This window comes from Pelistega sp. MC2 (genome assembly GCF_900099475.1).
Taxonomy (GTDB): Bacteria; Pseudomonadota; Gammaproteobacteria; order Burkholderiales; family Burkholderiaceae_B; genus Taylorella; species Taylorella indica.
In genome coordinates, this window is record NZ_LT628274.1 from 273,213 (window position 1) to 292,466 (window position 19,254).

General features: G+C 38.6%; 17 protein-coding genes. 1 reads left to right on the plus strand and 16 read right to left on the minus strand.

Going from position 1 to position 19,254, the window contains the following annotated elements:
- Positions 1–14 precede the first annotated feature (14 nt).
- Positions 15–2,858: a valine--tRNA ligase gene (locus tag BQ4443_RS03070; RefSeq protein ID WP_071058002.1), complete on the plus strand. Its 2,844-nt coding sequence runs from the start codon at positions 15–17 to the stop codon at positions 2,856–2,858.
- A gap of 94 nt (positions 2,859–2,952) precedes the next feature.
- Here BQ4443_RS03070 and BQ4443_RS03075 read toward each other — a convergent pair whose 3' ends face one another.
- The 16 genes from BQ4443_RS03075 to BQ4443_RS03150 form a co-directional block, all read right to left on the minus strand.
- On the minus strand, positions 2,953–3,228 hold the full coding sequence (locus tag BQ4443_RS03075; RefSeq protein WP_023950821.1) for a hypothetical protein: 276 nt from the start codon (positions 3,226–3,228) through the stop codon (positions 2,953–2,955).
- Between the two features lie 34 nt (positions 3,229–3,262).
- A complete protein-coding gene (gene nqrM, locus BQ4443_RS03080) occupies positions 3,263–3,457 on the minus strand; it encodes a (Na+)-NQR maturation NqrM (RefSeq protein WP_023950823.1) in 195 nt (64 codons plus the stop codon).
- 314 nt (positions 3,458–3,771) lie between these two features.
- Positions 3,772–4,125, minus strand: coding sequence for a DUF5339 family protein (locus BQ4443_RS12110; RefSeq protein WP_052019310.1), 354 nt, complete (start codon positions 4,123–4,125; stop codon positions 3,772–3,774).
- A gap of 222 nt (positions 4,126–4,347) precedes the next feature.
- Complete coding sequence (locus tag BQ4443_RS03090) at positions 4,348–5,343, minus strand: FAD:protein FMN transferase (protein ID WP_218118014.1); 996 nt, start codon at positions 5,341–5,343, stop codon at positions 4,348–4,350.
- A 522-nt stretch (positions 5,344–5,865) separates the two neighbouring features.
- On the minus strand, positions 5,866–7,089 hold the full coding sequence (nqrF, locus tag BQ4443_RS03095) for an NADH:ubiquinone reductase (Na(+)-transporting) subunit F (protein WP_023950827.1): 1,224 nt from the start codon (positions 7,087–7,089) through the stop codon (positions 5,866–5,868).
- A gap of 12 nt (positions 7,090–7,101) precedes the next feature.
- Complete coding sequence (gene nqrE, locus BQ4443_RS03100; RefSeq protein WP_071058004.1) at positions 7,102–7,698, minus strand: NADH:ubiquinone reductase (Na(+)-transporting) subunit E; 597 nt, start codon at positions 7,696–7,698, stop codon at positions 7,102–7,104.
- 2 nt (positions 7,699–7,700) lie between these two features.
- Positions 7,701–8,327 (minus strand): NADH:ubiquinone reductase (Na(+)-transporting) subunit D, encoded by a 627-nt coding sequence (locus BQ4443_RS03105; RefSeq protein ID WP_023950831.1) that lies wholly within the window; start codon positions 8,325–8,327, stop codon positions 7,701–7,703.
- Positions 8,327–9,094, minus strand: a complete 768-nt coding sequence (locus tag BQ4443_RS03110; protein WP_023950832.1) for a Na(+)-translocating NADH-quinone reductase subunit C — start codon at positions 9,092–9,094, stop codon at positions 8,327–8,329. The genes BQ4443_RS03105 and BQ4443_RS03110 overlap by 1 nt, the downstream gene beginning before the upstream one ends.
- Complete coding sequence (locus tag BQ4443_RS03115) at positions 9,087–10,322, minus strand: NADH:ubiquinone reductase (Na(+)-transporting) subunit B (protein WP_023950834.1); 1,236 nt, start codon at positions 10,320–10,322, stop codon at positions 9,087–9,089. The genes BQ4443_RS03110 and BQ4443_RS03115 overlap by 8 nt, the downstream gene beginning before the upstream one ends.
- Before the next feature lie 2 nt (positions 10,323–10,324).
- Positions 10,325–11,668 (minus strand): Na(+)-translocating NADH-quinone reductase subunit A, encoded by a 1,344-nt coding sequence (locus BQ4443_RS03120; RefSeq protein ID WP_071058005.1) that lies wholly within the window; start codon positions 11,666–11,668, stop codon positions 10,325–10,327.
- Between the two features lie 333 nt (positions 11,669–12,001).
- On the minus strand, positions 12,002–12,532 hold the full coding sequence (gene ppa, locus BQ4443_RS03125) for an inorganic diphosphatase (RefSeq protein WP_071058006.1): 531 nt from the start codon (positions 12,530–12,532) through the stop codon (positions 12,002–12,004).
- A 46-nt stretch (positions 12,533–12,578) separates the two neighbouring features.
- Positions 12,579–13,913 carry a heme biosynthesis HemY N-terminal domain-containing protein gene (locus BQ4443_RS03130; RefSeq protein ID WP_071058007.1) on the minus strand — a complete coding sequence of 445 codons (1,335 nt, stop codon included), beginning with the start codon at positions 13,911–13,913 and terminating at the stop codon, positions 12,579–12,581.
- 15 nt (positions 13,914–13,928) lie between these two features.
- A complete protein-coding gene (locus tag BQ4443_RS03135) occupies positions 13,929–16,208 on the minus strand; it encodes a uroporphyrinogen-III C-methyltransferase (protein ID WP_071058008.1) in 2,280 nt (759 codons plus the stop codon).
- A 90-nt stretch (positions 16,209–16,298) separates the two neighbouring features.
- Positions 16,299–17,147: a uroporphyrinogen-III synthase gene (locus tag BQ4443_RS03140; protein WP_071058009.1), complete on the minus strand. Its 849-nt coding sequence runs from the start codon at positions 17,145–17,147 to the stop codon at positions 16,299–16,301.
- A 4-nt stretch (positions 17,148–17,151) separates the two neighbouring features.
- Positions 17,152–18,105, minus strand: a complete 954-nt coding sequence (hemC, locus tag BQ4443_RS03145) for a hydroxymethylbilane synthase (protein WP_071058010.1) — start codon at positions 18,103–18,105, stop codon at positions 17,152–17,154.
- Between the two features lie 129 nt (positions 18,106–18,234).
- The gene (locus BQ4443_RS03150) at positions 18,235–18,972 is read right to left on the minus strand and encodes a TerC family protein (RefSeq protein WP_071058011.1); all 738 of its coding nucleotides are present in this window, start codon (positions 18,970–18,972) and stop codon (positions 18,235–18,237) included.
- Positions 18,973–19,254 lie beyond the last annotated feature (282 nt).

Below are 19,254 nucleotides of genomic sequence, written 5' to 3' on the forward strand. Positions count from 1 at the left end.
GTGCACACAACAGTATGACAACGGAATCAGTAGATAATCAGCAATTAGCTGCCAAATATGACCCTCAAAACATTGAATCTTTTTGGTATCAGCAATGGGAATCCCTTGGCGCATTCACAGCCGGTCAACATGTTCAGACCAATTCTCCCTTATCAGGCACGCCTTTTACCATTCAATTCCCTCCTCCAAATGTAACTGGAACCCTACATATGGGACATGCGTTTAACCAAACGATTATGGATGGTTTGGTTCGTTACCATCGTATGAATGGATGCGATACTGTTTTTGTTCCTGGTTCAGACCATGCAGGGATTGCCACACAAATTGTCGTGGAAAGACAACTGGATGCCCAAAATATTTCACGTCATGATTTAGGTCGAGAAGCATTCTTAAAAAAAGTTTGGGAATGGAAAGAATATTCTGGTGGTAGCATTCATCAACAAGTCCGTCGTCTAGGTAGCTCTGCTGATTGGAGTCGTGAATACTTCACCATGGATGAGCAAATGTCTGCTGGTGTCATTGAAACATTTGTTCGTCTGTATGAGCAAGGGCTTATTTACCGTGGCAAACGTTTAGTGAACTGGGATCCCGTCTTAGGAACGGCTGTTTCAGACTTAGAAGTGGAAAGTGTCGAAGAAGAAGGTAAACTTTGGCATATTCGCTATCCTTTAGCCACACCTGAGAGTGATTTAACACATCTTGTGGTAGCCACTACACGTCCTGAGACAATGCTTGGTGACGTAGCCGTTATGGTGCACCCAGAAGATGAACGTTACAAGCATTTAATTGGTAAAACTGTTATTCTTCCTTTAGTCAATCGTGAAATTCCAATTATTGCGGATGACTATGTTGATTTAAATTTTGGGACAGGTGTTGTAAAAGTTACGCCTGCTCATGACTTTAATGACTATCAAGTTGGCTTACGTCATCAATTGGAGATGATTAGTATTCTAAGTTTAGATGCTAAGATCAATGAAAATGCACCAAGTAACTATCAAGGTTTAGATCGTTTTGAGGCACGTAAACAAATTGTAGCTGATTTAGAAGCACTAAATTTATTAGCAGGAATTAAGCCCCATAAACTGATGGTTCCTAGAGGTGATCGTACTAAAACAGTCATTGAACCTATGCTAACTGATCAATGGTTTGTTGCTATGAGCAAACCTGCACCAGAGGGTACATTCAACCCTGGTAAATCAATCACGGAAATGGCATTAGAAGTAGTTAAAGATGGACGTGTCAGTTTCTATCCTGAGAACTGGACAAGCACTTATAACCAATGGTTAGAAAATATTCAAGACTGGTGTATTTCTCGTCAATTATGGTGGGGGCATCAAATTCCAGCTTGGTTTAGTGAAGATGGTCAAATCTTTGTCGCACGTAACGAAGCAGAAGCTAAGAAGAAAGCTGTCGCTGCAGGTGTTACGGGTGAATTAACACGTGACGAAGACGTTCTTGATACATGGTTCTCGTCAGCACTAGTTCCTTTTACCACAATGGGTTGGCCAAAAGTAACACCAGACTATCAACGCTATATGCCATCAAACGTATTAGTAACTGGCTTTGATATTATCTTTTTCTGGGTTGCTCGTATGATTATGATGAGCATGCACCTTACTGGACAAGTACCCTTCAAAGTTGTTTATGTACATGGCTTAATTTTAGATGCTCAAGGTCAAAAAATGAGTAAATCCAAAGGAAATACGCTTGACCCTGTAGATTTAATTGACGGTATTGCTCTTGAGCCTTTAGTTGCCAAACGTACGCAAGGTTTGATGAATCCTAAACAAGCCACAAAAATTGAAAAGGATACTCGTAAAGAGTTCCCTGAAGGCATTAACAGCTATGGTGCTGATGCACTACGTTTTACAATGGCTGCCTATGCCACACTTGGTCGTAACATGAACTTTGACCTCAAACGCTGCGAAGGTTATCGTAACTTCTGCAATAAGTTATGGAATGCTACACGCTTCGTGATGATGAACGTTGAAGGACATAATATTATTGAAGGCAAAGCAGAGTTATCATCTATTGATCAATGGATTATTAGCCAATACGAGCGTTTTGTCGCAGAAATTCATAAAGGCTTCCAAGAGTATCGTTTTGATAATATTGCTAATACCATTTATCGTTTTGTCTGGGACGAATACTGTGACTGGTATGTTGAATTAGCAAAAGTTCAATTACAAACAGGCACAGCAGAGCAACAGCTCGGAACACGTCGCACATTGATTCAAATACTGGAAGGTATTCTTCGTGTCGCACACCCTATTATTCCTTTTATCACAGAGGAACTATGGCAAAAAGTCGCTGTTCTTGCGGGCAAACGTAATTCCGCTGTTAGTAATGTTTTACTAAGCAATCAGGCTTACCCTCTCTTCCAAGAAGCCTTAATTAATACAGAAGCTGAAAATACGGTCGCCCAACTAAAACAAACAGTTGAGGCAATTCGTGCTTTACGTGGTGAGATGAATATTTCTCCTGCCGAAAAAGTGGGTATTTACATGGTGGGAGAATCGTCATTAGTCAATTTCCAAACACCATACATTATCGCATTAGGTAAAATTAATGAAGTTCAGCATGTTGAAAAGCTACCTGATATTGGCGCACCAAGCCAAATTATTGGGCATTGTGAACTCATGCTAAATATCAAAATTGATATTGAAGCTGAAACTGCTCGTTTGAATAAAGAGATTAAGCGTTTAGAAAGTGAAATTGCTAAAGCAAATGGCAAATTAACAAATGAAAACTTTGTACAAAAAGCGCCTGCTGCCGTCATTGAGCAAGAAAAACAACGTGTTATTGATTTCACTACACTATTAAACAAAGTGCAGGAGCAATTAAGTAAACTGAAATAATATCTTAGCAAAATTAGCTAATGGCTAAGTATAGCGAATTACTCATTCTCTATACTTAGCCATTTTTTTATCGTCTATTGATTTTAGGGGAAAGCTATTTAGCCAGTAATTTAACAATACCTTTAAGCGCTTCTCTACCTAGCACACACACGCCTGCCTGATAGTCCTCATCAACTTTACTAATATAGTCACGTACACTGGTGATTTTAGGTAATAACGCTTGCTTATCAGAAGGAACTATTTTGTACAACCCTTCTAGCTCACCTAAATAGGTTTCACACTCATCTGGTAATTTAGGCGTTGCACAGGCACCAAGCAATACACTTACACTTAATAGACTGAATAAAGAGATTTTCCTAGCATATCGCACTTTAGTTCACTCCTATTCAAAAACAAGCTAGCAATTAAAGTTTTTCATGTTTAATTAATTCTGCTTTTAAGGTATCACAAGGAACATCACAATCACAAACCTTCTGTAAGCCTAAAGACGAAATACCACCACAGCTACCTTTAATCGTACGTTTTTTGAAAATATAGCCTATTGCCATCGCCACAATAAGTAAAATAAAAAATACAAATGTAATCAAAAAAACTTTCATGGTTCAACCTTTTTTCTTCATTATGATGATTGTACCTATTCAATGCCCATTTATGCCAATCTTTAAAATTTTAAAGATAAAAATCCATAAAAACAAAACCTCTTGCTATTTGCAAGAGGTTTATTAACGCACTAGTTCTAGTGGGGAATTTTGGCTCGCAACTTTTCTTGTGTATGTCAAAAACCACCTATTGATCATTCTGGTTGAAAAGCAGCTCGCCGAAAGTAGCACTGTATCAATAGAAAAACCTCTTGCTATTTGCAAGAGGTTTATCCAAACAGATAGTACTTTTATCTATTTTTATAGGCTGAACCTTATTTAGGCATAGCTTGTTTAAGTGCTTCTTTTGCTTGGTTGCAAGCATTAGCTTGAACAGATTTATCACTAATAGTCGCAATTTGACTACGAGTTTGATCTAACATAGCTTTAAATTGAGCTTCAGCAGCTGGATTTTTAGCAATTAACCCTTCAACTTCTTTGATGTACTCTTCGCACTCTGGCGCAATATCAGCAGCAGCTGTTTTATTCTCAGCAGCAGGTGCTGCTGGAGCTGAAGCCGCTGGAGCTGCTGATTCTGCTGCTTTAGGTGCTTCTTTATTATCATCACCACAACCAGCTAAAGCTAAAGCAGACACAAGCGTTAATACAGTTAATATAGACTTTTTCATCGTCTTGACTCCTACAGTAAAAACTAAATAATAGTTATCAAATAACTAGAAGAAGTTTATAGGATTTTCATGACAATTCAATTAAACTCAAAGAGTTATACACACTATTACATTAGGTTATAAAGATTCAACTGAATATGATAATTTATATATTTGTCTTTACACAAAGAATATTTACTTCCCACTATAGATAATACATGACTCTTCAAATCTATATAAAAGTTATTTTTTGAGTAAATCAGTAAATGCTGAAGACATTTTGGTTACAAAACCATCTTTTGTGCTAATAATTAAAAATATCGCCAAGTGCTCTTTTTCAGCTATTTCCAATGCTTTATCTTCACCTTGGACAAATAACCCCGTTGATAGCCCATCTGCAGTCATCGTACTAGGATGAATAACCGTAATGGATGCCAGATTATGGCTAATTGGTTCAAATTTTTTAGGATCAATAATGTGTGAAAGACGGTGCCCCTGAGCATCCACTTTAAAATTACGATAATTCCCCGATGTGGCCATAGCCAAATCTTTTAAACCAATCACTAATTGATTAGCTGAATGCTGGATCATATCAGGGTGCTCTATACCAATACTCCAGGGATGATTACTTGCATTATGACCCTTAGCCCGTAATTCACCACCAATTTCAACTAGGTAATTCTTTATACCAATATTTTGTAAGTATTCAGCTAATGCATCGACACCATAACCTTTTGCAATAGACGATAAGTCTATATATACATCTTTTTGAGACTTCCCTAAGATATATTGCTTAGGGGAAGTTTCTTGTAGAGTTATCTTCTCTATCCCTACCTTTTTAATAGCATTTTTTATTTGTTCTTCTGTTGGAATTGTTTGCACAGTCTTATCTGGACCAAATCCCCATAGATTTACTAGAGGACCAACTGTAATATCAAGCCCTCCCATGGTTACTTTATTCAAACGAATCGCTTCTGCGACTACCGTAGCAAAATCAGCAGAAATTGGTTGATATACCCACGATGGAACTAAGTCTATGCCTTGACTAGTAGAAGAAGATAATGATTTATTTGTTGTATCTAATTGATTAAATTGACTTATCTCTGAATCAGGAATAAAAGTTGACATTGACTGATTCACATCGAGCAACCGTTGATCCAAGGCTTGCTTAATACGTTCTGGTGTAGGGATATTTTTCTCTTCCTCAATGAGATATTTAACGGTATAAGTCGTACCCATTGTTTTCCCCTCAATGGTTACTATTTCGGGCTTCTCCGAATCAGAACATGCACTGAGTACTGAAACGCATAGCACCATTATGAGCATTTTGGCAAGTCTAGGAACCACTTTCATCGTATTAACTTATGTTTGAGTCAAAAGACTACCATTATAGAAGATTTTATAAGTCTATTTCTGATGAAAGTTTAAGTATTTTTTTAATTATTTTTAATAACTACTGACTTATAGTAGACGTATTCTTGTGTGCCACATAGCACTATAAGGGAAAGGGTTTTAGCCGTAACTGGGGGGAGTGACGGGATACCGGCTGCCCATCTTGCGATGGACTTGTGGCTTCGTGACCGCTCACTCGCCTTTTTTATCACTTTGTGATTTGGTATCCCATCTAACTATTTTATTAGCCACCAAAGTCGTCTGATATCTTGATAATCCTCATAAAATCTTCGATTTTTATATACGCTCTCTTTGTTCGCTTATATCCCACCAGACTAGCTGGTGAGGAGGTTTACCCGGAATATCCTCTTAGCCGCCGAAGTCGTCTAAGAGGATATTCTCATCTTCGACGCCGAGGTCTTTCAACATTTTAATAACTGAAGCATTCATGATTGGAGGTCCACACATATAGAACTCACAATCTTCTGGTGCCTCGTGATTTTTAAGGTAGTTTTCATAAAGAACATTATGAATAAACCCAGTATATCCATCCCAATTATCACCTGGTTGTGGATCTGATAATGCCACATGCCATTCAAAATTATCATTTTCACGGGCTAGCATATCGAAATCTTCTACATAGAACATCTCTCTTCTAGAGCGTGCACCATACCAGAATGTAATCTTACGCTTAGTTTTCAAACGTTTTAATTGGTCAAAGATGTGTGAACGCATCGGCGCCATCCCTGCTCCACCACCAATGAATACCATTTCCGCATCCGTATCTTTAGCAAAAAACTCACCAAATGGACCAGAAATTGTCACTTTATCACCTGGTTTTAATGACCAAATATAAGACGACATTTGCCCTGGTGGTACATCTGGATCTTTAGGTGGTGGCGTTGCAATACGTACGTTAAGCATAATAATGCCCTTTTCTTCTGGGTAAGAAGCCATAGAATAAGCACGCACAATAGGCTCATCCACTGTAGAGACATAACGCCATAAATTAAATTTGTCCCAGTCCTCATGATATTCTTCAGGAATATCAAAATCTTTGTAATAAACTGTGTGTGGAGGTGCTTCAATTTGAATATAACCACCCGCACGGAAAGGCACTTCCTCACCTTCAGGAATGGCTAATTTTAATTCTTTAATGAAAGTTGCCTTATTATCATTAGAGATAACAGTACACTCCCATTGTTTTACACCGAACACTTCTTCTGGAAGCTCAATATCTAAATTATTTTTTACGTTTACCTGGCATGACAAACGACAGCCCTCTTTGGCATCACGTTTATTAATATGTGAAAGCTCCGTAGGTAAAATATCCCCGCCACCACTTTTTACAATAACGCGACATTGACCACATGAGCCACCGCCACCACATGCCGATGAAACAAAAATACCCTTACTAGCTAAGGCACCTAATAATTTCCCTCCTGCAGGTAAACTAATAGATTTACTAGGGTCATGATTAATAGTAATAGTGACATTGCCACTACTCACTAATTTTGATTTAGCAAATAAAATAATCAATACCAACGCCAAGATCACCGCAGTGAACATGACAATACCTAAAATAATGTCCATCTGATGTTCTCCTTACAACTGAATACCAGAAAAAGACATAAAACCAAGTGCCATAAGTCCACCACTAATAAAAGTAATACCAAGCCCTTTTAAGCCCTTAGGGATATCGGCATATTTTAATTTTTCAGTAATACCCGCTAATGCCACAATCGCTAGCATCCAACCTAAACCAGCACCAGTACCATAAACAATAGATTCAACAAAGTTATAGTCACGTTGAACCATAAAAGAGACACCACCAAAGATAGCGCAGTTTACAGCAATCAGCGGCAAGAAAATACCTAGGGCATTGTATAAAGCAGGAAAGAACTTATCCAAAATCATTTCAAGAATTTGAACAATAGCGGCAATCACACCGATAAAGGTAATAAATTTTAAGAAACTCAAATCTATACCTTCAACTAATGCACCGTCCTTAAGAATAAGTGAATAGACTAGTTGATTAGCAGGCACAGAAATCGCCAACACCACAGTTACGGCGACACCAAGCCCAAATGCTGTTGTTACTTTTTTGGATACAGCTAAGAAAGTACACATTCCCAAGAAAAAGGAAAGTGCCATATTCTCAATAAAGATAGACTTAACAAAAATACTGATAAGGTTTTCCATGATTATTTCTCCGCCTGCTCTGGTTTCCATGTACGTAATGCCCAGACCAACAGACCAATAATGAAAAAGGCACTCGGTGCTAATAAAAATAAGCCATTAGTTTGATACCAACCACCATTTTGAATAGTTTGAAAAATAGTAAAACCAAATAACTTACCAGACCCTAGCAATTCACGTATCGTGGCTACAATAACCAAAATACACCCATAGCCTAAACCGTTACCAATCCCATCTAAAAGACTTTCAAGCGGAGGCTCTTTCATAGCAAACGCCTCAGCACGCCCCATCACAATACAGTTAGTAATAATTAAACCAACAAAGACAGAGAGTTGCTTAGAAAGGTCAAATGCATATGCTTTTAAGACTTGATCCACGAGTGTCACAATAGAAGCAATTAAGGCTAATTGCACAATGATACGAATACTATTAGGGATATAGTGACGCATCATTGAAATAAACATACTCGAAAAACCTGTTACCAAGCTAACAGAGATAGCCATTACAACAGCTGTTTCTAGTTTTGTTGTTACCGCTAATGCAGAACATACACCAAGAACCTGTAAGGCAATTGGGTTATTTTCAACAATCGGTGAAGTTAATAAATACTTTAAACGCTTTGTATCTGCCATTATTGTGCCCCTGCTTTAATTTTATCTAAATAAGGACCATAACCATTTTGGCTGAACCAATATTTAAATGTATTATCCACACCTTTTGATGTCATGGAAGCTCCCGATAAAGCATCAACTCCATATTTGGTATCTGCAGATGCACCTTTACCAATATGAATAGCCACTTGCTTTTGATCGTTGTAAATTTGTTTACCGACAAATTTCTGCTGCCAAATAGGATTTGAAATCTCGCCACCTAAACCTGGCGTTTCACCGTGTTCATAATAAGTAATGCCATTAACAGTTGTACCATCAGTTTTTAAAGAAACTAATCCATACATCGTTGACCATAAACCATTACCTTTGATAGGTAAAATGACTTGATTAACCTTATTAGCCTCATCCTTAACCAAATAAACTTCGGCATAGTTAGCTCGACGCTGAATACCGGCAAAATCTTGTTCTTTAGGTATCGCCATACTTTGTTTAGGATCCTTGGCTGCAGCTTGCATATCAAACTGTTGAATGCCCTCAACGTATTCGCCTGTTTCTAGATTAACAATTTTTGGTTGAATACGCTCTGCATAAACTTTTGGAATATCCGTTTTTGCCTCTAACAGCCCTGCCACTCGTAAAATATTTTTTTGTTTATCTAATGCCTTTTGTGCATCTTGAGTATTTTTTAGCCCAACAGCCGCACCCGATACCACAATAGAGCACAATAAACTGACGGCTAATACTACCGCAACGGTGCCACCAAAACTATCTTTATTAAACTTAGCCATGACGAGCACTCCGACGTTTAATATTTGCTTTTACCACTAAGAAATCAAAAATTGGGGCAAATAAGTTAGCAAATAAAATTGCCAACATCATACCTTCAGGATACGCTGGATTCACCACACGTATGAGCACACACATCACGCCAATTAAAATACCGTACCACCATTTACCCACATTGGTAAATGAGGCAGAAACTGGATCAGTCGCCATAAAGAACATACCAATCGCAAAACCGCCTAATACAAGATGCCAATGCCATGGCATAGAGAACATAGGGTTTGTTTCAGAACCAATTGTATTGAATAAAAGAGACGTAGCAACCATACCAATCATGACACCTAAAACAATACGCCATGATGCAATACGTGCAAAAATGATAAATGCCCCACCAATTAATAGTGCTAAGGTCGAAACCTCGCCTATCGCACCCGGCATATTACCTAAGAAAGCATCCATCCATGAAATTGGTTGACCAGTAATCACATGCTTTAGCGCACCCTCACCACCATGAGCCCATTGTGATAACGCTGTTGCCCCTGAAAAACCATCCACAGCTGTCCATACTGTATCACCCGTCATATTCGCTGGATAAGCAAAGAATAAGAATGCACGCCCTGCTAAAGCTGGGTTCATAAAGTTTTTACCTACACCACCAAATACCTCTTTAGCGAACACTACACCAAATGTAATACCTAGCGCCGCTTGCCATAATGGAATGGTTGGGGGAAGAATCAAAGCAAATAAAATTGAGGTAACAAAAAAACCTTCATTAATTTCATGCTTGCGAATAATGGCAAATAATACTTCCCATAAACCACCAACAATAAACACTACCGCATAAATTGGTAAAAAGAAGATTGAACCAAGTGCCATCTTACTCATTACCCCAGCCTCTGCACTCATATCAATACCCATTGACTGAGCCAACGCATAGTGCCAGTTATGTGACACATTTTGCTCCAATAAGCCCGCGGCTTGTGTTAAGCCTAAAATTGCCTGATGTCCTACGTTATACATACCATAGAACATCGCTGGGAATAGCGCTAACCATACCAAGATCATCATGCGCTTAGAATCAAGCACATCACGCACATGTAATGCACGACGAGTTACATTGCCTTGTGTATACAGCGCTGTTGCGATAGCTTCATACACTACATACCAACGCTCTCTCTTACCACCGGGCGAAAAATCAGGTTCAATCTTTTCTAAATATTTTTTTAATCCCATGATTAACCTTCCTTCTCAATCGTCTCTAATGCTTTGCGTAGTAGAGGTCCGTATTCATACTTACCAGGACAGACAAAGCTACATAAAGCCAAATCCTCTTCATCTAATTCCAAACAACCTAAGGCTTGGGCACTATCCGTATCGCCAACGATAAGGTCACGCAATAATAACGTTGGTAATATATCCAATGGCATCACACGCTCATATGTACCAATCGGTACCATGGCTCGTTCACTCCCATGCATTGCTGTGGTGAATTTAAATAGTTTGTTTTTGAGAAAGTGACCAAAAGTAGTACGGGTAATTGTATATTTATCACTGCTTGGTTTAACCCAACCAATAAACTCTTTATCTCTACCCTCTTCGAGCACCGAAATCTGTAAATAGTAACGTCCTAAATAATCATGAGGACCTTCTGCCTTAGTACCATGCAAGACAGATCCCGCAATAATACGATTATCGCCTGAATTTAGCTCGCCAGCCACCAACTCTGAAATATGTGCACCGATCACTGTACGAATTAAGCGTGGCTTAGTCACTTGAGGACCCGCTAAAGCAATCACTCGTGTCGAATCTATCTCACCTGTTGTAAATAAATGACCAATGGCTATAACATCTTGGTAATTAATCGTCCAAACAATGTTGTTAAGATTAGCTGGATGAATAAAATGAATATGTGTGCCAGACAAGCCTGCAGGATGAACACCCGCAAACTCATGAACGTCCATATTGGCAATGGTTGGGGTTGGAATAGCGACCCCCGCCTTTTTACAGACATGCACTTTATTTTGTGTTAAACGACTAATGACTGTTAAACCTGCTACAAAATCATTTTCTCTCTCAGCGATAATCACCTGAGGATCAGCAGCAAGTGGATTAGTATCCATAACATTCACAAAGATAGCGCTAGGATCGCTATCAATAGAGGGAACCTTGCTATAAGGTCTGGTACGAAAAGCCGTCCAAAGACCAGAGGCTACTAATTGACGACGAGCCTCATCATTAGCCATTTGAGAAAGTGCATCACTGGTATACTTTTCAAATAAAACCTGATCATTTCCTTGCGCAGCAATAACAACTGCTTGCAAAACCCTTTTTTCTCCACGAAGAATAGCTTTAATAGTACCTGCTACAGGTGCTGTATACACTACACCGGGATTTTTCTTGTCTTCAAAAAGCACTTGCCCTTTTTTGACAATATCGCCCTCTGCTACCTTCATTGAAGGACGCATACCCACATACTCTTCACCCAATATTGCAACTTCTGTGACCGTCTTAGTGCCAACTATCTTTTGCTCTGGGCTACCAGCGATAGGCAAATCTAGACCTTTTTTTATTCTAATCATGTGTAAATACTCTAATTAGATTAACAACACAATAATCGCATTTATAGCCATTATCTCAATAAATAACCCATAGATTTTACCTTAAAATTTTGTAAAAAAACTGTAAATTAGCATTCTAGCTGATGAATTCTTAAGGGACTAGAATGAGTATTCATCATGGCTTACCAAATAACTATTAATTGTGTCTAAAAGTATTTATTTATCAATCTGAAAACAAAAAAAAGACCAGTTTTGCTTTACACAAAACCAGTCTTTAATCATCAACGACTAGGACAAAGTTGTTTTTCTACATTCACACCTTTCTCAACAAGTCGTGAAGCATCCCAAATGTATTTAAGCTTTTTGGTAACGCTGTACGCTTGTTTGAATTTCTTCTTTAGCTGCGTCAGGACCTGCCCAACCAGTTACTTTAACCCATTTACCTTTTTCTAAATCTTTATAGTGTTCAAAGAAATGTTGTATTTGTTTTAATTCAACTTCAGGTAAATCATCAACAGATTTGATATTACTGTACACTGGGTATAATTTATCAACAGGAACAGCTAATAATTTCGCATCTTGACCTGCTTCATCTTCCATTTGTAAAACACCTAAAGCACGGCATTTAATCACTGAGCCGACTTGTACAGGGAAAGGTGTCTTAACCAACACGTCTACAGGATCACCGTCTAATGATAATGTTTGTGGAATATATCCATAGTTGCAAGGATAATGCATTGCTGTCAGCATAAAACGATCTACAAATACCGCCCCAGTCTCTTTATCCACTTCATATTTTACGGGATCAGAATTCATAGGAATTTCAATTACAACATTAAATTCTTCAGGTAGTTTTGAACCTGCAGGAACATTAGCTAAACTCATTTTTAGACCTTTATAAAAATAAATAAACAAAAATTATAATCTGTAATCAACGCTTAGAAGCAGAACTAGGTGTAATAGTTTCGACTTTATTTGCTAGCAAGTGATCATCATAATGTCGAGAATCTTTCACATCAGGAGGTGCTGGGTCATTACTAGTATCTGCCGCAGCTAGCACTGAAGATACACCTTCGCCAAGGACGGCTGTAGTATTAGATGCCAAACGCCAATGTGCCATCGCCTCTTGTGGACGTCCTTGTTTATCATTCAAAATACCTAACAAAGCATGTGCTTTTGATGATTCTTGAATGCTTAAACTTTTATTCAGGTAACGCTCTGCTTGTCCCCATAATTTCACCATCAAACAAAGTTGACCAAGTGCAATTAATAACTCTGGATTATTCTCATCAGCCGCTAACCACTGTTGTGCTTTATTCAACCGAGTATTAACCTCAGACTCTGGACATTTCACATAATGTGCTAATAATCGATTATCAAATTTCTGATTTAAAGCAACTTCTAAGACCTCACCCTCTTTAGCATAGTCTTCAAGATACTGATAACGTGTTGCCATCATTGAGGCAATATCAGGAATAGCTTTTTCAGTACGTGACAAGCTGTTATAGAATTTCTGAGCATCTTCAAAATCCGAATACGCAATATGTAAAGTACCATAATGCTCAACAAGAGTATTTAATTCATTATCACTGAGCACATTCTTATTATAAAGCTGACGTGCCACATCAAACATTTTGACTGTTTGATTGGTTTGACGATACGCTGACAACAATAATTGTTGAACGTAGGTATTTTTGCTATCAATGCTTTTAACAAACTCTAAGTGCTCAAGAGCAAGTACTCCTTGACCTTGCTGTAGTAGCAATTCGGCTTGAACAGTAGCCACAGCGGCTTGTAGTTTATTATTATCTTTACTCAAAATACGAGCTTCTTTTAGCAACTTATCTCGTTGCTCAAAATGCCCTAAATCATGCGCCGCCCTAGCCGCCGCCATACTAGCTAATATCTGACGATTATCATCTTTAGTATTATCAATAAGGCGCAATAAATTTTTCTCTGCCTTATCAGTTCTACCTTCCAATAGTTCAATCCAGCCCTTTTCTAATAAAGCGACATCTTTCACTTCACGACGTTTTTCTGACCATTTTGAAAAATATTTTGGCGCAGAAAACACTCTTACAATCAGTCTAAAAATAACATATAAAACGGCAAATAAAATAATCAACGAAATCAATGCCGTCAATAATGAAACCGTACGTCTCTCATCACCTGTAATAAGCATGACAGCACCGTTATAGTCTTTAAAAAAGAATACGGCTAGAATGACTAAACCAAATAATATGAGTAATTTAATTAATGATCGCATGCTATTTTCCTTCTATTATTTGCCTAATTCACGAGCCACTTGCTCAAGTATTCTTTGTGTATGCGATAAAGCGGGCAACGTTGATTTGACAGAAACTGATTGTAGCTGCTTGGTTAATGCAACAGCCTGTTGAGTCGATTCAATATTGAGATTGTAATATGTCTCTAATTGGCGTCCGACCTTCGCTAATGCCTCTTGCCAAATACCCTCATCACGTTTTAATAACGCTTGTTGGGCAATACTTAACTGTAACGCTGTTTCCATTCTTTGCCTATTCACGTCATCTATTGATAGCAAAGCGGTATCTGGATTAGATAGTTTTTCAACTTTAACTAAGCCACCTAGATCAGAACGGATAGCATTATAAGCCTCAGCTGGTAGTTTCTGTACTTGATTAACCGCCTTGTCCAACCAAGTACTATCAGGTCCTTGCTCTGTATCTGGTACAGCCACTTTTTCAGGCTCATAGTTAGATGCGGTGCCTGAACTATTTTCTGCACTCACAAATGGCGCTACTTTTAACAATTTCTCAAGCTCTTGCGTCGCTTTATAGGTGCTATCTAAATCTACATCATTAGATGCATTAATCGCCGCCTCATCTTCCTCCACGGCTTGACGAACACCAGCCCAAACAGCTTCTGGTTGGTTAGCTACACTTGACTTAATCAATGCTAACGTTTGTAGCGTCTTGGTTTTACTAACCGTCACGGAGCGTTCAAAATCTGCCGCATTAAATAAACGAGTTACTTCAGTTAATAACGATTGTTGTGACTGATTAACTTTCGCTTCAGCAAGCTGCTGTTGTGCTTGCTTTTTAGTCATTTCAAGCTCTAAGGTAAGTTGTGCAATTTGTTTAGTTTGCTCTATAAAACGATCTTCTAGCGTTAATTTGTGCTCACTGGCGACTTCCTTGGCAGGCGCTTCTGCTTCATTAACGGTGGTAGAATCTGCTGAAGGCGTAGTGGATGTCGCTGAAGTTGACTCTGTTGAAGTAGTCTTGGTAGTTTGTGTCGAATTGCTACTTACTTCCGTACTAGATGCCTCTGTCGCTGTATCTACAGTTGCTGTTTCTACAGATGGATTGCTTGTGCCAGTAGCATTTGCCATGTCACCTGTACTTGTTGAAGCAGCTGTACTCGTGCTAGACGTATCTACAGACTCTTTAGTAGACTCTGCGATTACTTCTGTGTCTTTATTAGCGTCTGCCGATGCTTCTTTATTAGTCTCCGTCGCATCACCCGTTGTAGTATTTACTGCCACGCCAGTAGTTTCAGATGTTACAGTTGGTTCAGTACTAGTAGTAGTCCCTGTGGTAGAGTCTGTTACCATTGTTGCGTTCTCAGATGCCTCAGTTGCAGTACTAGGAACGGCTGAACTTGTTGCCGTACTTGATGATGTAGCACTTGCTGATGTACTAGGTGTTTCCGATACTGTAGGTGTCGAAGAAGAGCTTGTTGCTTCACTCTGAGTAGATTGACTAGGACTACTTTCTGATGAAGTGGATTGGTTAGCACTGCTTTCTGGTGGCGTAGATTGTAACTGGCCATAATAGTAATAACCGCCACCAGCCAAGGCAGCAAGTAACACCGTACCTAAAAATAGTTTTGATCCACCTTTACCCTTCGCTGATGAAGGAACAGAAGCACTTGTATTACCGTCTTCGCCCTGCTTTTGTCCTAAATCAGATTCCACAGAGAATTTATCTTCTTCTCTAATATCCACCCCTCTCTCCGATGATTTATCCTCTGTCTCTACTTTTTCTTCTGTCTCTATTTTCTCATTTGTCACTTCAATAGTTTCCTCTTTTTTCAATTCATCTACAGACGATATGGACCCCGACAACTCTTGCCCTACCTCTTCTGTAACGTTAAGAATGACTTCTTGTTTTTCTTGATCTGGACTATCTTTTGTTTTCGTCATATCTACCCCATTATCCCCCTCATTGAGCACCTCTCCAGCAACAACGGGCTCTACGTTTTCATCAGACAAATCATAGAGTGCTTCTGTGACAATTTCAGTATTCTTAGGCTTATTAATTTCTTTCAGCGTAATACTCGGATTGATTGTCTGATGATTATTCTTGTCATGCTGAACTGATGATACAGTTTCTCCGATAATAGGATGACGTGTTTCTATTTGTTCTAAAACAGCAGGCTCTTCTACGCCATCTACTTGCTCAGCAAACTTAACGGTTTCTTCTTGGATACTAGAGGTATCCTGTGCCCCTTTTGACTGACTAGCATGATGTTGAGAATGCTTCCTTTTCCCTGTTCTAAATTTATTTCTTTGCGTCATATAAACCTCTCACAGTAATTGGATTAACTATACACATTTTACGATACAGGATGTGATGTTTTAAGGAATTTAGACAATATTTATCATAGATTATGTTAATTTTTCTAAAATATGATGGGCAATTAGATCATTATCAACTGGCACTACATCAATCAATAAATCCTCTTGCTTTAAGTGATACGGCATAATTTCTAATAAGCACTGCTGAAGCCTTTCTGCAATGCGTGGATGAAAAACAAAAAAATGATGACGATTACGAATCTCTGCTAATGTTAGATTCTGAAAAATGGGGGCTAATTGATGAAATAAGGCTTGCACTCCTTCACCACTAGATAATAGCCAATATATCTTAGCGCTATTATCCATAGACTTTTGTAAGTCCTCTACTATTCCTGCCCCTAACATATTCTCTTGCCGCTGATAAGTAGCTACATAGTGAACAATAGCCCCTTTTTCTCTGATCTTATCAGCTAACCATTCTCTACCTGTAGCTGCTCGTAGAATAAGAATTTTACTGAATGACGATGGAATATAAGGTTCAAGTAAGGGCCACACTGACTCAGAGTCATTACCATCCTGAGGATAAATAATTTTCTGTTCAGCAATGCCTTTTTGACGTAAAAAATCTCTGGTTGCTGAACCCACACAGGCAAAATATAGCTGTTTAGGAAATACTAATCCTTTTTCTCCTAATAACGAAAAAAAACACTCTGCGGCAAAAGCACTCACACAAAAGACCAGATCAATATCTGCTAATTGCTCAATACTAGCCTGCTCTTCACTAGCTAAATCAGTCCATTGACGACATTTCAGCGATAAGGCGGGAACAGACAGTATCTCGACATTTTTATTAATTGGCAATTGCCGTGATAAAGCTGAAGCCAAGAGTTTATTCTTGGCTTCTGATCGTGATAACAGAATAATTGAACGTGATATCATGCCGTTATGGATTATTAGCTAATGCTAACGCTTGGTCAATTAACTCTTGCCCACCACTTGATTTAAGCATTGAGGCAACTTGCTGACCCAACTCAAACGCTTTGTCTCTCGTCCCAGTTAATTCAGCACGTAGAATGGTTTTGCCATCAGTAGAGGCAACTAATGCTTGGATATGTAAATCATTGTTTGTCAATTGAGCAAATGCCGCTAAAGGAACCTGACAAGAACCTCCAAGACTTAAGGATACAGCTCGTTCAGCCGTCACACAATCCAATGTATCAGTATCGACTAACGGGGCTAATAAATCAACCATATCTTGACGATCTGCCATGATTTCAATACCTAAGGCACCTTGACCAGCTGCCGGTAGACTATCGTTTGTATCAATAAATGCCTTGATTCGCTCAGCTAAACCTAGACGTTTTAAGCCAGCTGCGGCGAGAATAATCGCTGCATATTGACCCTCATCTAATTTACGTAAACGGGTATCCAAATTACCTCGCAAAGGTTTAACCTCTAAATGAGGATAACGCTCACGAATTTGAGATTCTCGACGTAGACTTGATGTCCCAACAACCTCACCTGCTGGTAACTCCGCAAGCGCTGAATACTGATTAGACACAAAAGCATCTCTTGGATCATCACGCTCCATCACACACGTTAGTGCGAATGGATACTGCAAATCAACCGGCACATCTTTGAGAGAATGTACCGCTAAGTCAGCTCGACCATCCATCAAAGCCGTCTCCAATTCTTTGACAAATAATCCCTTACCCCCTACTTTGGATAATGTTTTATCCAAAATCTGATCGCCTCTTGTCGTCATTTTAAGAAGCTCAACAGTCAAATGAGGGTAGCGTGCTTGCAATTGAGAACGTACAAATTCAGCTTGCCAGAGTGCCAAACGACTTTCGCGAGTCGCAATAACCACTTTAGTCATAGAAGGAACAACTGCCATTGATTTTTCCTAGCGTAAATAATTAGCTGCTACGGCTAGAATCACCCCTAGCACAAAGACAATAGCTAACCATTGTAATAGTGATAACGTTTGTTTTTTACTCATAGCATTGGATATCCCAATAACGAATTAAGCTGATTTTTTGCTTTTTGCCCAAAGTAGACCTACAGCAACGACAAAAATAGCCCCTGCAATTTCAGCACCATATTTAACGGTTGACGGTACTAACGCTAATGCCGAATTAGAATCTGCTACTGTTCCACCATTGGCGAAGAACCATTCGACAATTTTAATATCAGTCACTAACATACCACCTGCAATCCAGCCTAGCAAAGCAGCACCACCAATAACAACACTAGGGAAACGGTCAATTAATTTAAGTACTAATGTACTACCCCAGATAATAATTGGAACAGATACAAGCAAGCCAAAAATAACATAAGCAATTTGGTGATCCGAATGTGTTTTTTCAGCGGCACCGGCAATAGCAATCACATTATCTAAACTCATCACAAAGTCTGCCACTAAAATAGTCTTAACAGCAGACCATACGGTCGTACCTGCATGAATATTATTATGGTCATCATCATGGGGTAGTAATAATTTGATACCAATCCATAGCAATAACACGCCACCTACCACTTTTAAGAAAGGGATATTTAACAATTGCATCGCAAAGAAAATCAAGACGATACGCATAATGATGGCACCAAACGTCCCCCATAAAATCCCTTGTAATCGTTTTGATTTTTCAAGATTACGTGACGCTAATGCAATAATTACAGCATTATCACCACCCAATAGGATGTCAATAAGCACAATACTTGCTACGACACCCCAATTAATATGTTCTAACCAATCTAACATAATACCCCTTCAAATTTAAATCAATTCTTCACAATTTAAGTACTTGCGAACAAGTTATTATAAAGCAGAAAGCTTCTTTAACACCTATATTTTTATGATGTTTACAAATAAAAAAAACCGTTTTCAATCAATGAAAACGGCTTTAATTGCATAGGTAAAACTAATTAGTTTTTCTCTTAAAGATTAAAACTATTGATAAAGCTTTTGTCAATTTTGACGTGCAGGTTTTCTGCACCAACCTCAAAATTAACTACTTTTGTCAATTTTGACGTGCAGGTTTTC